The 13474-nt window shown below is 40.0% G+C and carries 14 protein-coding genes; all 14 read left to right on the plus strand.

Features of this window, described 5'->3' with window-relative positions; all coding sequences use genetic code 11:
• Positions 1-100: 100 nt before the first annotated feature.
• The 14 genes from glmU (at position 101) to KC820_RS13395 (ending at position 13444) form a co-directional block, all read left to right on the plus strand.
• Complete coding sequence (gene glmU, locus KC820_RS09095) at positions 101-1471, plus strand: bifunctional UDP-N-acetylglucosamine diphosphorylase/glucosamine-1-phosphate N-acetyltransferase GlmU (protein ID WP_212370381.1); 1371 nt, start codon at positions 101-103, stop codon at positions 1469-1471.
• An 18-nt stretch (positions 1472-1489) separates the two neighbouring features.
• Positions 1490-2443 (plus strand): ribose-phosphate diphosphokinase, encoded by a 954-nt coding sequence (locus tag KC820_RS09100; RefSeq protein ID WP_212370383.1) that lies wholly within the window; start codon positions 1490-1492, stop codon positions 2441-2443.
• A gap of 110 nt (positions 2444-2553) precedes the next feature.
• The gene (locus KC820_RS09105) at positions 2554-3195 is read left to right on the plus strand and encodes a 50S ribosomal protein L25/general stress protein Ctc (RefSeq protein WP_212370385.1); all 642 of its coding nucleotides are present in this window, start codon (positions 2554-2556) and stop codon (positions 3193-3195) included.
• 209 nt (positions 3196-3404) lie between these two features.
• The gene (pth, locus tag KC820_RS09110) at positions 3405-3962 is read left to right on the plus strand and encodes an aminoacyl-tRNA hydrolase (RefSeq protein ID WP_212370387.1); all 558 of its coding nucleotides are present in this window, start codon (positions 3405-3407) and stop codon (positions 3960-3962) included.
• A gap of 84 nt (positions 3963-4046) precedes the next feature.
• Complete coding sequence (locus KC820_RS09115; protein WP_144089370.1) at positions 4047-4274, plus strand: anti-sigma-F factor Fin; 228 nt, start codon at positions 4047-4049, stop codon at positions 4272-4274.
• A 77-nt stretch (positions 4275-4351) separates the two neighbouring features.
• Positions 4352-7891: a transcription-repair coupling factor gene (mfd, locus tag KC820_RS09120; protein ID WP_212370388.1), complete on the plus strand. Its 3540-nt coding sequence runs from the start codon at positions 4352-4354 to the stop codon at positions 7889-7891.
• Positions 7892-7998: 107 nt separating this feature from the next.
• Positions 7999-8532 carry a stage V sporulation protein T gene (spoVT, locus tag KC820_RS09125; protein WP_212370390.1) on the plus strand — a complete coding sequence of 178 codons (534 nt, stop codon included), beginning with the start codon at positions 7999-8001 and terminating at the stop codon, positions 8530-8532.
• Positions 8533-8586: 54 nt separating this feature from the next.
• On the plus strand, positions 8587-8778 hold the full coding sequence (locus KC820_RS09130) for a hypothetical protein (RefSeq protein ID WP_212370393.1): 192 nt from the start codon (positions 8587-8589) through the stop codon (positions 8776-8778).
• Positions 8779-8872: 94 nt separating this feature from the next.
• On the plus strand, positions 8873-10375 hold the full coding sequence (locus KC820_RS09135) for a polysaccharide biosynthesis protein (RefSeq protein ID WP_212370395.1): 1503 nt from the start codon (positions 8873-8875) through the stop codon (positions 10373-10375).
• Between the two features lie 5 nt (positions 10376-10380).
• Positions 10381-11844: a bifunctional methyltransferase/pyrophosphohydrolase YabN gene (gene yabN / locus KC820_RS09140; RefSeq protein WP_212370397.1), complete on the plus strand. Its 1464-nt coding sequence runs from the start codon at positions 10381-10383 to the stop codon at positions 11842-11844.
• A gap of 1 nt (position 11845) precedes the next feature.
• Entirely contained in the window at positions 11846-12112 is a 267-nt protein-coding gene (locus KC820_RS09145; RefSeq protein WP_212370399.1) for an RNA-binding S4 domain-containing protein, read from the plus strand.
• A 58-nt stretch (positions 12113-12170) separates the two neighbouring features.
• Entirely contained in the window at positions 12171-12473 is a 303-nt protein-coding gene (gene yabP / locus KC820_RS09150; protein WP_212370401.1) for a sporulation protein YabP, read from the plus strand.
• Complete coding sequence (yabQ, locus tag KC820_RS09155) at positions 12470-13036, plus strand: spore cortex biosynthesis protein YabQ (RefSeq protein WP_212370403.1); 567 nt, start codon at positions 12470-12472, stop codon at positions 13034-13036. The genes yabP and yabQ overlap by 4 nt, the downstream gene beginning before the upstream one ends.
• Positions 13037-13051: 15 nt before the next feature.
• Positions 13052-13444, plus strand: coding sequence for an FtsB family cell division protein (locus tag KC820_RS13395; RefSeq protein WP_212370405.1), 393 nt, complete (start codon positions 13052-13054; stop codon positions 13442-13444).
• Positions 13445-13474: the final 30 nt, after the last annotated feature.

Genomic DNA, 13474 nt, shown 5'->3' on the forward strand with positions numbered 1-13474 from the left:
TTGATGAGAAAAGAAGTTGCATGAACTGCCTGTCATCAGTTGCATCGACTTTTTATTTAAGATATATTCATAATGTATGCCTATGTATGGAGGGGAAATTATGGCGAATAGATATGCTGTCGTATTGGCAGCGGGAAAAGGAACTCGCATGAAATCGAAGTTATATAAAGTACTGCACCCCGTTTGTGGGAAGCCGATGGTCGAGCATGTTGTCGATCAACTGGATGAGTTGCAGTTACACCAATTGATTACTGTAGTAGGCCACGGAGCTGAAAAAGTAAAAGAACAGCTGGGGAGCCGTAGTGAGTATGCGCTGCAGGAAGAACAGCTAGGAACTGGTCATGCGGTACAAATGGCCGAGCCGTTCATTGGAAATAATGAAGGAACGACCGTTGTCGTTTGTGGAGATACCCCGTTACTGACAGCAAATACATTGAAACAGTTAATGGAACATCATGAGCAAGAACAATCCGCCGTAACCGTGTTAACGACTGAACTTAAAAATCCATCAGGGTATGGTCGTATCGTACGTAATGAATCAAACGAAGTAGCTAAAATTGTTGAAGATAAAGATGCAACAGATGAAGAAAAACAACTGACTGAGATTAATACTGGTACGTATTGTTTCGATAATAAATTGTTGTTCGATGCACTGAAAAATGTCTCTAATTCAAATGCTCAAGGCGAGTACTACTTACCTGACGTATTGGAGATTGCTAAAGATGAAGGTAAAAAGGTCACTGCCTATTTAACTCCGGATGATGAAGAAACAATTGGAGTCAATGATCGCTTGGCGCTTTCCAAAGCTGAAAAACTAATGCAAAAAAGAATCAACGAAAAACATATGAAAAACGGTGTGACGTTGATCGATCCTGATCAAACTTATATCGGTCCTGACGTAGTGATTGAGTCGGACGTTGTGATCGAACCAGGGTGTCGTATTCAAGGGAAAACGACGATTCAATCCGATGTTTATATTGGATTAAATAGTGAGATTATCGACTGTACAATTGGCCAAGGTACAGAGGTTCACCAAAGTGTATTGAAGGAAAGTGAAGTCGGCCGACAAGTCAAAATCGGTCCTTTCGCTCACGTTCGACCTGAGAGCTTATTAAAAGATGACGTAAAAGTCGGTAACTTTGTAGAAATCAAGAAGACAACGATGGGACAAAATAGTAAAGCTTCGCATTTATCTTATCTTGGTGATGCAGAAATCGGCGACGATGTGAATGTTGGTTGTGGTTCGATTACCGTCAATTATGATGGGAAAAATAAACATAAAACAATTATTGAAGATGGCGTATTTATCGGCTGCAATTCGAATTTGATTGCTCCTGTTACACTAAAGGAAGGGTCTTATGTGGCTGCTGGCTCAACGATTACGAAAGACATTCCTGAGAAAGCATTGTCGATTGCCCGCGCACGTCAAGTCAATAAAGAGGGTTACGTTGAGCGTTTAAATAAAAAATAATTGGTTGGAGGTTGCAAGATGACTCGTCAATATCAAGATGAATTTTTAAAAGTATTCTCGTTAAATTCAAATCCGAAGCTGGCCGAGGAAATAGCTGATCATATCGGTGTGGAATTAGGAAAAAGCTCTGTAAAGCGATTCAGTGATGGAGAAGTGCAAATTAATATCGAAGAAAGTGTGCGGGGTTGTGATGTGTATGTTGTACAATCGACTTCCAACCCGGTGAATGAGCATTTAATGGAGCTCTTGATTATGATCGATGCGTTAAAACGCGCTTCTGCTCGTACAATTAATGTCGTCTCACCATATTATGGCTATGCAAGACAGGACAGAAAAGCAAGATCCCGTGAGCCGATCACTGCAAAATTAGTTGCTGATATCATTGAAAAAGCAGGTGCCAATCGTTTGATAACATTGGACTTTCATGCGGCTCAAATTCAAGGTTTCTTCGATATTCCAATCGATCATCTTTTCGGCATGCCGATCTTAAGTAAATACTTTGAAGAAAAGCAGTTGAAAGATGTCGTCGTCGTTTCTCCAGATCACGGAGGCGTGACACGAGCAAGACAGCTAGCAGACCGTCTGAAAGCTCCTATTGCTATTATAGATAAAAGACGCCCGGAACCGAATGTGGCAGAAGTGATGAATATTGTTGGCGAAGTTGAAGGAAAAACAGCTATTTTAATCGATGATATTATTGATACAGCTGGAACAATTACATTAGCAGCTGAGGCGATGTTGGATAGCGGTGCAAAAGAAGTTTATGCATGTTGTACGCACCCGGTGTTATCTGGCCCGGCAAATGATCGTATTGAAAAATCACCAATCAAAGAATTGATTGTGACGAACACGATACCACTGACGGACCAAATTACTTCAAGCAAAATTAAACAACTTTCTGTCGGTGAGTTAATTGCAGAATCAATCAAGCGTGTACATGAGCATCGTTCAATCAGTACGTTGTTTAGTTAACGTTTAATTTTTGCTCAAACAGGCTAAAATTTTAAAAATGATGACTAAAAGGTTATAATAGAAAAGAATACAAATATACTGGAAATTATTTATGGAGGAAGTGAAATATTATGGGTGCAACAATTGAAGGTAAAGCAAGAACGGATTTACGTATTTCTAATACAAAGAGTTTGAGAAGTGAAGGGCAAATTCCTGGAGTTCTATACGGAAAAGGGAAAGAGCCGGTTAATATTTCTGTAGATGGAATCGACTTGATTAAGAAAGTTCGTGACGAAGGTAGAAACGCTGTATTCTCTGTTAAATTGGATAACGGCAATGCATACGACGCAATGTTGTATGATTATCAACAAGATGCAATCAAAGGTGAATTGACGCATGTTGATTTCTATATGGTGGACATGTCTCAAGAAGTAGACGTAGAAGTTTACATTCGCCTTGAAGGAGAAGCAGTTGGTGAAAAAGACGGTGGTGTCAGACAGCAACCAATGCACGTCTTGAATATCCGTTCGACTCCAGGAAATATTCCTGAAGAGATTCTAATCGATATTTCTGAGCTTAACATTGGTGATGTCATCACTGTCGGTGACCTTAAAGGCGATAAAAACTACGAAATTATGGACGAAGATGAAACGACCATCATTACAATTCTACCACCACAGCAAGAAGAAGTTGAAACAGAAGATAGTGGTGAAGAGCCAGCAGAACCAGAGTTGGTTAATGCGAAAGATGATGAAGAAGAGGAAGAAAAATAAGTCCGTCTTCATAGCATGAAATAAACAGATCGGAGCACGTTTGCGCTTCGATCTGTTTTCATGTTGTATTTTTTTGATTAGACCGGCATGACGCAATGCTTCTTAGGGTAAACTTTGATGAAATGCCGAGGGACTATTCGTTCCGTTGTTGGTGAGAATTACGCTGTCAAAATTGCTAGTCGATGGACAAAAAGGAGATAAGGAATGTCATGAAATGTATTGTTGGTTTAGGGAACCCGGGCTTAAAATACAAACATACAAGACATAATATTGGATTTGATGTAATTGATTACTTGGCGAAACAGAATGGTTGGAAGCTTAAAAAAGGAAAGTTTGAAGCCCACTATGCTGTTGAAAACTGGCAAGGGGAAAAGGTGCTCATACTGAAACCGCAAACCTTTATGAATCTATCTGGTCAATCTGTCAGACAGGCAATGGATTTTTACGATATTGAACCCGAAAACTTGCTCGTCGTCTACGATGACTTGGATCTTCCGACGGGGAAAATACGCCTCAGACATACAGGTGGGCATGGTGGTCATAATGGAATTAGGAATATCATCGAACATCTTGGGGTAAAGGAATTTAACCGTGTTCGTTTTGGAATTGGAAGACCTGAAACGAATATCGACATTGTCCATTACGTGCTCAGTAAATTTTCTAAAAAAGAAAAGGAAATCATTAACCCATCTATCATGAAAACGTATGATGCTTGTGAAGCGTGGATGGAAACTCCTTTTGCAGAAGTCATGAACAAGTTCAACTAGAGGGGTTCGTTTAGCTAATCAAAAGAATAATATTGTTCCTTCTTGGAAAAGCTAGTCACTAGCTTATGTTAAGGAGGGACATTGATGGCAATTAAGATGACATGTCGGCATTGTGGCGAATCTATGGGTGAGTTGAACGAGCACCCGCGTGTAATGGATTTATTGAATCAAGAGTTATCAGCTGAGGAATCGAATCATATGATGAAAGAAAATCAGCAAGGTGATTTGATGTTACGATTAGTTTGCGAAACTTGCGAAGATACGCTCTCGCATAATCCAAGTTTATTTGAAAATGATAATTTTATTCACTAAGTAGCTTTGGTATTCGCCAAGGCATTTTTCCGTGTAAACAATCCGCATAGGAACGTATCAATCTAGGGGGAGAGCAGATGAAAGGTTTAAAAGATTATTTAAGCTTACAAAACGATTTTGTACATATTATCAATGGGATTAAGGGTGAAATGCAGGAACAGCTTGTTTCTGGATTAACAAACTCATTACGCAACTTCTTAATGGTTATGTCCCATGAGTCGACGAATCGGCCGGTAGTCGTCGTCACACATCAATTGAGTCAAGCGCAACAGTTATACGAAGATCTGCTAGGGTTGATGGAAAATCCAGATCAATTGTATTTATATCCTATCAATGAAATGCTGCCCGCTGAGATTATGACTGCCTCCCCTGAGTTGAAATCGCAGCGGATTGAGGCGAAAAATCGTTGGCAGGAGAACGAAAACGGGATTTTCATCGTTCCTATTGCGGGGTTGAAGCGACTCATGCCGCCAAAAGAAATGGCAGGTGACTTGTCTCTTACCATCGAAACAGGAAAAGAGTATTCATTAGACGATACGATGGCGCGTCTCGTAACGATGGGTTATAAAGTGTCGGATATGGTATCTGCTCCAGGAGAAGCAAGTAAGCGCGGAGGTATTATTGATATCTATCCTTTGACAAACGTTTACCCTATACGGGTTGAATGGTTCGATGACGAAGTTGAGTCGATACGGTATTTCGATGTTGGTTCGCAACGTTCAATCGAAGAGTTGGATCAAATTGAAATCACGGCGACGGAAGAGTGGATTTTTTCGGAAGAACAAATGAAAAAAGCAGGCGAAAAGCTAGAAAAGCTTTTACAAAAGTCATTGAAAAACATTCATTCCGACCAAGAGAAGCAGCAATTGAATGAGCAGTTATCTCATGATATAGAGCGGTTAAAAGAAGGACAGCCGTTTGATGGAATCTATCAGTATTTATCATTGCTCTACGAGGATGTTCATAGTTTAGTAGATTATTTTCCGAAGAACAGCTTGTTTATATTCGATGAAATGAGCCGAATCACGGAGGTTGCGGAACGATTAGACCGTGAAGAAGCTACTTGGCACACAGATCTGCTCGATCAACGGATGATTGTAGAAGATTTAACATTTTCGTTTACATGGGACGAAGTGTTCGAGAAGATTGACCATCAACGCATTTATCTTTCGTTGTTTTTACGACATATACCGAACACGAAGCCCGATAACTTAGTGAATATTTCCAGTCGCCAAATGCAGCAGTTCCACGGTCAGATGAATCTGTTGAAAAGTGAGATGGAACGTTGGAGTAAGGCTGGGTTTTCAGTAGTCATTTATGCGGTGGACGAAGAGCGAGTCGACCGTGTTCTTCGCGTGCTTGATGATTACGACATTGCTGCGAGAAAAGGCGTCCGCCCAATTAGTGTTCCAATGGAAGAGCCTGTTGTCTTGCAAGGCGACTTGAACGAAGGCTTTGAGATGCCTGCGTACAAGCTAGCTGTCTTAACGGAAGAAGAACTATTTAAAAAGAAAAAACCGAAAAAACGTAGACGCCAAAAAATCTCCAATGCGGAGCGAATTAAAAGCTATCAAGAATTAAATAAAGGCGATTACATCGTTCACACGAGTCACGGGATCGGAAAGTACCTTGGCATTGAAACGCTGGAGGTCAACGGACTTCATAAAGATTATATGGTCGTGCGGTATTCAGGGAATGATAAGCTCTTTGTTCCACCTGATCAAATCGATCAAGTTCAGAAATATGTCGCTTCAGAAGGTAAAGAGCCAAAGTTATATCGACTTGGGGGAAGCGAGTGGAAGAAGGTCAAGTCACGGGTTAAATCCTCCGTTGAAGATATTGCTGACGATTTAATCAAGCTTTATGCTGAGCGTGAATCGGCTCGGGGTCATCAGTACGGTCCAGATACGGAAATGCAGAAAGACTTTGAAATGGCTTTCCCGTATCAAGAAACGGAAGATCAGCTTCGTTGTATCGAAGAGATTAAGACGGACATGGAAAAACCGCAACCGATGGATCGCCTACTATGTGGGGATGTTGGTTACGGGAAGACAGAAGTTGCTATCCGGGCAGTTTTTAAAGCGATTGTGGAAGGAAAGCAAGCAGCTGTGTTGGTTCCGACGACTATATTGGCACAGCAGCATTTCGATACATTTCAAGAACGTTTTCAAGAATTCGGCGTAAATGTCGGGTTGCTTAGTCGCTTTAGAACACCGAAGCAACAAAAAGAAACAATCGATCAGCTCCGAAAAGGGTTGATTGATGTCGTTATCGGAACGCATCGTGTTTTATCTAAAGATGTTGTCTTTAAAGATCTTGGTCTATTAATTGTCGATGAAGAACAACGCTTCGGCGTGAAGCACAAAGAGCGAATTAAACAACTGAAATCGAATGTTGATGTATTAACGTTGACAGCGACACCCATTCCAAGAACATTACACATGTCGATGGTTGGCGTCCGAGATCTTTCTGTCATTGAAACGCCACCGGAAAATCGTTTTCCAATTCAAACCTATGTCGTGGAATATAATCCACTACTCATTCGTGATGCCATTGAGCGTGAATTGGCAAGAGGCGGCCAAGTGTTTTTCCTATATAATCGAGTCGATATGATCGATCGGGTCGCCGCGCAAATTAATGAACTCGTTGAGGATGCGCGCGTGGTCTATGCTCATGGTCAAATGAACGAACGACAGTTGGAAAATATCATGTTGGAGTTTTTAGAAGGAGAAGCGGATGTGCTAGTCAGTACAACCATTATTGAAACGGGTGTGGATATACCGAATGTGAATACGTTAATTGTAAATGATGCGGATAAAATGGGCTTAAGCCAGCTTTATCAAATCCGTGGACGCGTCGGCCGTTCGAACCGATTAGCTTATGCTTATTTTACCTATCAACAAAATAAAGTGTTGTCTGAAATCGCTGAAAAACGACTGGAAGCGATCAAAGAATTTACCGAACTTGGTAGTGGATTTAAAATTGCTATGCGTGACTTATCCATTCGCGGTGCCGGAAACCTTTTAGGAACGGAGCAACATGGCTTTATTGATTCCGTCGGGTTCGATTTATACTCACAAATGTTGAATGATGCAGTTCGAGCGAAACAACAAGGGATTACTTATGAAGAAGCAAAACCATTTGAAGTTGAAATCGGTCTTGATCTAGACGCTTATATTCCTGAATCTTATATTCAAGATGAAGGCCAAAAAATTCAAATGTACAAACGGATTCAAGCGTTGGAGTCAATTCAAGAAACGTACGATTTGAACGAGGAATTGTTAGATCGCTTCGGTGAGTATCCAGATGAAGTTGGAAACTTACTGCAAATTTCAAGAATACGTTTATATGGAAAAGAGAACAAAATTGAATCGATTCATGAGTCAAAACAAAAAATTGAATGTCTTATGGAAGCTGAACAAAGCCAACAAATCGATGGCGCAAAGCTATTTGAATTGGCCAACGAATATGGACGAATGATCCAACTCGGTACAGAAGGCCGACAGTTGAAAATTGTGTTCCAGTTCTCCAGACATAATAAAGCAATTCGTCACGATCAGCTTGAAGATTTCCTTTCTAAGCTTCATCAGGCAAAAATTTCTTCAAACAATGAATAGTTCATCGCCACTGATTTATACTAACAATTACTAGCAGGTGATTTAGCCAGGATCCTTTAGCAAGGCTTCACCCATGCAAGTACATCAAAGAAAGTGGGGATTCGAAGATGAAAGCAACAGGAATTGTACGCCGTATTGATGATCTCGGACGAGTTGTTGTACCGAAAGAGATTAGGCGAACATTGAGAATTCGAGAAGGCGACCCTCTCGAGATTTTTGTTGCCCGAGAAGGGGAAGTTATTTTAAAAAAATACTCTCCGATTAATGAGCTTAGTGAATTCGCTGATGAATATGTACAATCGCTTTTTGAAGCAGTTGGACAAAAAATACTCATCGCAGATCGGGATGAATTTATTGCTACAGCGGGCGTAAGTAAAAAAGAGTATTTGAACAAAAATATTGGACAACTAATCGAAAAAGCAATGGAAGATCGGGAAGCGGTTATAGAAAAGAACGAATACACATTGGAAATCGTCGATGGCATTGAAGAGAAAGTAGCATCGTATTTAATTCAGCCGATCATCTCCAATGGTGACCCTGTCGGAAGTGTCGTCTTATTTTCGGATAAAGATTCTGTCACCGATGTGGAGATCAAGCTTTGTCAAACAGCCGCCAGCTTCCTTGGCCGTCAAATGGAATAGACTTCATGAAAGCCTGCTGGAAAGAGTCCGGTAGGCTTTTTGCATGCCTGAAACATGATCTCTTTAGGAACTGTGCTGACTGTTCAAAGCGTCGGGCTAACTGTTCAAATAACGTGCGTGACCGTTCAAAGCGGTGGGCTAAGCGTTCAAAAAATGCATATGACCGTTCAAAGGAATGAGCCGACCGTTCAAATCAGTATGCTATCCGTTCAAAGCATTGCGCTAACCATTCAAATAACCGCGTAGGTACACATGACCACCAGCTAAAATACTCCAAACTATGATAAAGTTAAAGAAGACTCGTTTAAAAGATTGAATTATCGTTGGAAGTGAATTATTTATGAGTGATACAAATAAATGGGTGAAGGGCGCAATCATCCTTACGATCACGGGATTAATCAGTCGGTTTTTAGGCATGGTTTATCGTGTTCCTTTACAAAATATTGCTGGAGACGAAGGGTTATATGTGTATCAGCAAATTTATCCTTTACTCTCATTGGCCATTATCCTATCGCTGTATGGTATTCCAAGTGCAGTCACACAGCAGTTTTCAGAAAACCAGACGTCACGGCAATTGTTTACCCGAATCTTTTATTTGCTGACAGGACTGGGGATTTTAGCATGGTTGGTCATTTATTTATTTGCGCAAACTTGGGCAAACATGATAGGCGATATACAACTGACAGAACCGATTCGAATGAGCAGTTTTATGTTTTTGCTTCTCCCAATGATTTCACTATTACGGGGCTATTTTCAAAGCTATGAAGAGACACATTTGGTCGGCATTTCACAAGTGGTCGAGCAATTTGTGCGCGTCATCTTGATTATTGGCACTACATTTTACGTCGTTTCAACGGATCGGTCACTGTATGAACTCGGGGCGCTTGCCGCATTGGCAACGATCATCGGCTCGTTTGTTGCAGTGATCTATTTAGGGATTAAGTTTCTTCGGCGGAAGAACTCCGTGGAGGTACCGCCAAATAACATACCGTTTAGGCAAACAGCTAAATGGTTCTTTGCTGGTGTATTCATTTACAGTTTAACGTATGTTCTTCACTTGATTTTCCAAGCTGTCGACGTGATGACAATGATTCCACTTCTTCAGGAGTATGGATGGTCTTTTGAAGAATCTAAAGTACAAAAGGGTATCTTTGATCGTGGTAATCCAATGATTCAATTAGGGTTAGTATTCGGTTCTTCCCTCGCATTTGCTTTAATTCCTAGTATACAATCAAAACGAAAGCAGGGAGAAGCGGAGCAAGCGGTCCAAATGACTTTTCTTTTCTCTTTAGCGGCAGCGGCTGGGTTAATTGCGATTATGCCGTTTTTGAATCCGTTATTTTATTTGGATCAGCAAGGAACAACGGCTATTCAGTGGTTAATGCTTCTCGTTTTTTTATTGTCTTTAATTATTACATTTTCCGTTTTATTGCAAAGTATTGGTTATAAACAACAGCAATTTAAATGGATTGTATTCATGTTTGCGGTGAAAATCGCTTGTAACTTTTGGTTGATTCCAATCTATGGCATACTTGGCGCAAGCATCGCTTCAATCCTTTCAGCGGCAACGTTAGCCTTCATTTTTTATTGGATTTGGATGAAGCGATCAGGGATACATCTAGACTTGTTATTTTATATGAAAGCAATCGTCACAATCGGGTTCATGTATGTCGTTGTTGTTTTCGTAGCACAGCTGTTTTCTATCGACGCCACACGGTTATTTTTAATTATACCAACAATCGTATTAAGTCTTGTCGGTGTCATCGTCGTATTCATGATGACATGGGCAATGAAGCTTTTTCCTAAAGATTTTCTCCAAAACATACTGAAAAAAAGCAGGTGAACAGAATGAGTCAAACGATTCACGTGATCGGTCTAGGGGCAGGAACGCTTGACCAATTACCTTTAGGGATATATCGGTTTTTAACAAACCTTGAAAAGGAAGTCTTTGTTCGAACGAATCAACACCCTGTCATTAAAGAGTTAGAAGAAGAGGGTGTGACGTTTAGAAGTTTTGATAACGTTTATGAAAAACATGAACAATTTGAAGATGTATATCGCGACATCACGAAACAATTAGTCGAAGCTGCGCAACAGCAGGATCTTGTTTATGCATTGCCTGGACATCCATTTGTTGCAGAGCGAACGGTTCAATTACTATTAGAGCATGAAGACGATTATCTTCAAATCAAGTTTCACGGTGGACAAAGTTTTTTAGATCCACTCTTTAATGCATTGAAAATTGATCCAATCGAGGGCTTTCAATTATTAGACGGAACAGCATTAAAACGGTCTTCCATTCAATTTACGAATCACTTATTAATTGCACAAGTGTATGATTCATTTGTCGCTTCAGATATTAAGCTGACATTAATGGAAGATTTGCCGGAAGGTTATCCGGTGACAATCGTCGACGCTGCAGGAAGTAAAGATGAAAAGGTTACGACATTACCTTTATATGAGCTCGATCGTGAAGGAACTTTTAGTGATTTAACGACTTTATATGTTGCGCCACAATCCAGTGATGCATTAACACATACGTTTGACCACTTAAGAGAAGTCATCGCAACACTCCGTGGACCAGACGGTTGTCCGTGGGATCGAAAACAGACGCACGAGTCGCTTCGTCCGTATTTGATTGAAGAGGTTTACGAGGTGATTGACGCGATACAGGAAGAAGATGACGACCATATAGCAGAAGAACTTGGCGATGTGTTGCTTCAAGTCATGCTACATAGTCAAATTGGGGAAGACAATGGATTTTTCTCTGTTGACGATGTCATCCGTTCAATCACCGAAAAAATGATCGAACGACATCCACATGTATTCGGCGATGTCGAAGTTGATTCAGCAGATGAAGTTACGTCCAATTGGGAAGCAATCAAAAATAAAGGGAAAGCGAAAAAAGAGACTTTATTGGAAGGTATCTCAGAGGCGTTACCCCGTTTACTTTACGCTCAAGAAATGCAGAAAAAAGCATCTAAAGTCGGGTTTGACTGGGGCGATGCAACGCTTGCCTTTGAAAAAGTTGCAGAAGAAATAAAGGAATTACAAGAAGTAATCGAGAAAGAAGATACAAACGAAATTGAGCTAGAATTCGGCGATGTATTGTTTTCATTGGTGAATGTTGCACGGCTGCTTTCAATCGATCCGGAAATCGCGCTTCATCGAACGAGTCAAAAATTCAAAAATCGTTTTCAATACATTGAATCCGTCGCAAAAGGGAACGGGATTGAACTGACAGACTTATCTTTAGAAGATATGGAAAACTATTGGAACCAAGCGAAAGTGTTACGAAAAGGAGAGGAATAACATGCGTTTAGATAAATTTTTAAAGTTATCACGAATTATTAAAAGACGAACAGTCGCCAAAGAAATCGCCGGTAAAGGTAGAATTCAAGTGAACGGTCAACCAGCAAAGGCATCATCAAACCTTCAAGTAGGAGATGAGCTGACGATTCATTTTGCTCAAAAAAAATTAACGATTAAAATAGAAGATTTGCGGGAACAAGTCAACAAAGAACAGGCAGAAAATTTATACTCTGTTATCAATGAAGAAAGAATTAACAGTGAAGAATAGATTATAGGCATGTTTTATAGATTTCCCTCATATTTTGTATTGATAGGAGGGAAAGGACATGTCTTATGAAAAACCAACGTATAACCAAGGAAGAAGCCAACAAAAGGATCACGAATTAAAGCTAGTCAATCGTAGAAAGCTGGAAGTTCAAGGTGTAGAAGATGTTGATAGTTTTGATACGGAAGAGTTTCTATTAAAAACAACTCAGGGTTATCTCGTCATTCAAGGCCACAACTTGCATATGAAAAATTTAAACGTCGAACAAGGGCTTCTAACGATTCAAGGTAGGATTGCATCATTCAGTTACATCGATGACGATCAAAAACAATCAAAGAGCTTATTAGGTAAGCTATTCAAATGACGCTAAGCGTACAGTTTTTATCGATGGCCGTAATGGTTGCGGGTGGCATTCAAGCAGCACTTACATTTGATACGTACAAGCAATTATTCCGGCCCGCCTCTTTTTGGCGGCAAATCGGCGTTGACATCGTATTCTTTTTAACGGAAGCTTGTGTCCTCTTTTACTTCTTATATCAAATTAATGGTGGAATCCTGAAGTTTTATTTATTTCTAGCTGTTGCACTTGGCATCTCGGTTTATTATGCCCTGCTGCAAAATTGGTATTTGTGGTTATTGGACAAGTTGGTACGTCTTGTAAAAGGCTTTGTCGGGATGGTTTTGAGAATTCTCAATCGAATCGTTTTTCAACCAATCATTTGGATTCTTTTACAAGTATTCACTTTGATTGTTTTCATTTTACACATCCTTCAAAAAGTCATCGGTTTGATCGGTAAAATGGTTTGGTGGCTCGTAGGACCACTAATTCCAGAAAAAATCAAGCGAAGTGGACTTTCTTTTCTTACAAAATGTAGTAGAATAAAAGATAAGCTATTATTCCGCATCAAAGCAATGATGAAAAGATAGGAGGCGACAGATAACGTGGGGAGAAGAAAAGAACGTAAGCGAAACAATATCGCAAAAATAAATTCAACGTATGCGAAACAACAGGAAAAACAAATGGCGCAAAAATCACGCGAAAAAACACTTCTCTTTCGTCGTCTAATTGCTTTTGTCGTCCTTTTTTTACTTATTGGTGGCTTAATGACAACCTATCATTTTCAACAACGTGCTCAAATGCAAGAAAAGCAAACAGAATACGAGCAGCTCAATGAGCAGATGGAACAATATACGAATAGAAACCAAGCATTGAAAGAAGAAGTGGAAAAACTGAGTGATATTGATTATTTACTCCAGATTGCCAGAAAAGATTACTTTTTCTCAAAAGACGGTGAAATCATCTTTAAATTACCAGATGAAGAGCCTTCTTATTGACACTTTTTGAACCGGATATATATAATGTAT

This window comes from Allobacillus saliphilus, assembly GCF_018138385.1.
Classification (GTDB): Bacteria; Bacillota; Bacilli; order Bacillales; family Alkalibacillaceae; genus Allobacillus; species Allobacillus saliphilus.

Bases quoted from the DNA above. Each gene is read 5' to 3' on its own strand.
- glmU (WP_212370381.1), top strand. From the start codon at position 101: ATGGCGAATAGATATGCTGTCGTATTGGCAGCGGGAAAAGGAACTCGC.
- KC820_RS09100 (WP_212370383.1), top strand. From the start codon at position 1,490: ATGACTCGTCAATATCAAGATGAATTTTTAAAAGTATTCTCGTTAAAT.
- KC820_RS09105 (WP_212370385.1), top strand. From the start codon at position 2,554: ATGGGTGCAACAATTGAAGGTAAAGCAAGAACGGATTTACGTATTTCT.
- pth (WP_212370387.1), top strand. From the start codon at position 3,405: ATGAAATGTATTGTTGGTTTAGGGAACCCGGGCTTAAAATACAAACAT.
- KC820_RS09115 (WP_144089370.1), top strand. From the start codon at position 4,047: ATGGCAATTAAGATGACATGTCGGCATTGTGGCGAATCTATGGGTGAG.
- mfd (WP_212370388.1), top strand. From the start codon at position 4,352: ATGAAAGGTTTAAAAGATTATTTAAGCTTACAAAACGATTTTGTACAT.
- spoVT (WP_212370390.1), top strand. From the start codon at position 7,999: ATGAAAGCAACAGGAATTGTACGCCGTATTGATGATCTCGGACGAGTT.
- KC820_RS09130 (WP_212370393.1), top strand. From the start codon at position 8,587: ATGATCTCTTTAGGAACTGTGCTGACTGTTCAAAGCGTCGGGCTAACT.
- KC820_RS09135 (WP_212370395.1), top strand. From the start codon at position 8,873: ATGAGTGATACAAATAAATGGGTGAAGGGCGCAATCATCCTTACGATC.
- yabN (WP_212370397.1), top strand. From the start codon at position 10,381: ATGAGTCAAACGATTCACGTGATCGGTCTAGGGGCAGGAACGCTTGAC.
- KC820_RS09145 (WP_212370399.1), top strand. From the start codon at position 11,846: ATGCGTTTAGATAAATTTTTAAAGTTATCACGAATTATTAAAAGACGA.
- yabP (WP_212370401.1), top strand. From the start codon at position 12,171: ATGTCTTATGAAAAACCAACGTATAACCAAGGAAGAAGCCAACAAAAG.
- yabQ (WP_212370403.1), top strand. From the start codon at position 12,470: ATGACGCTAAGCGTACAGTTTTTATCGATGGCCGTAATGGTTGCGGGT.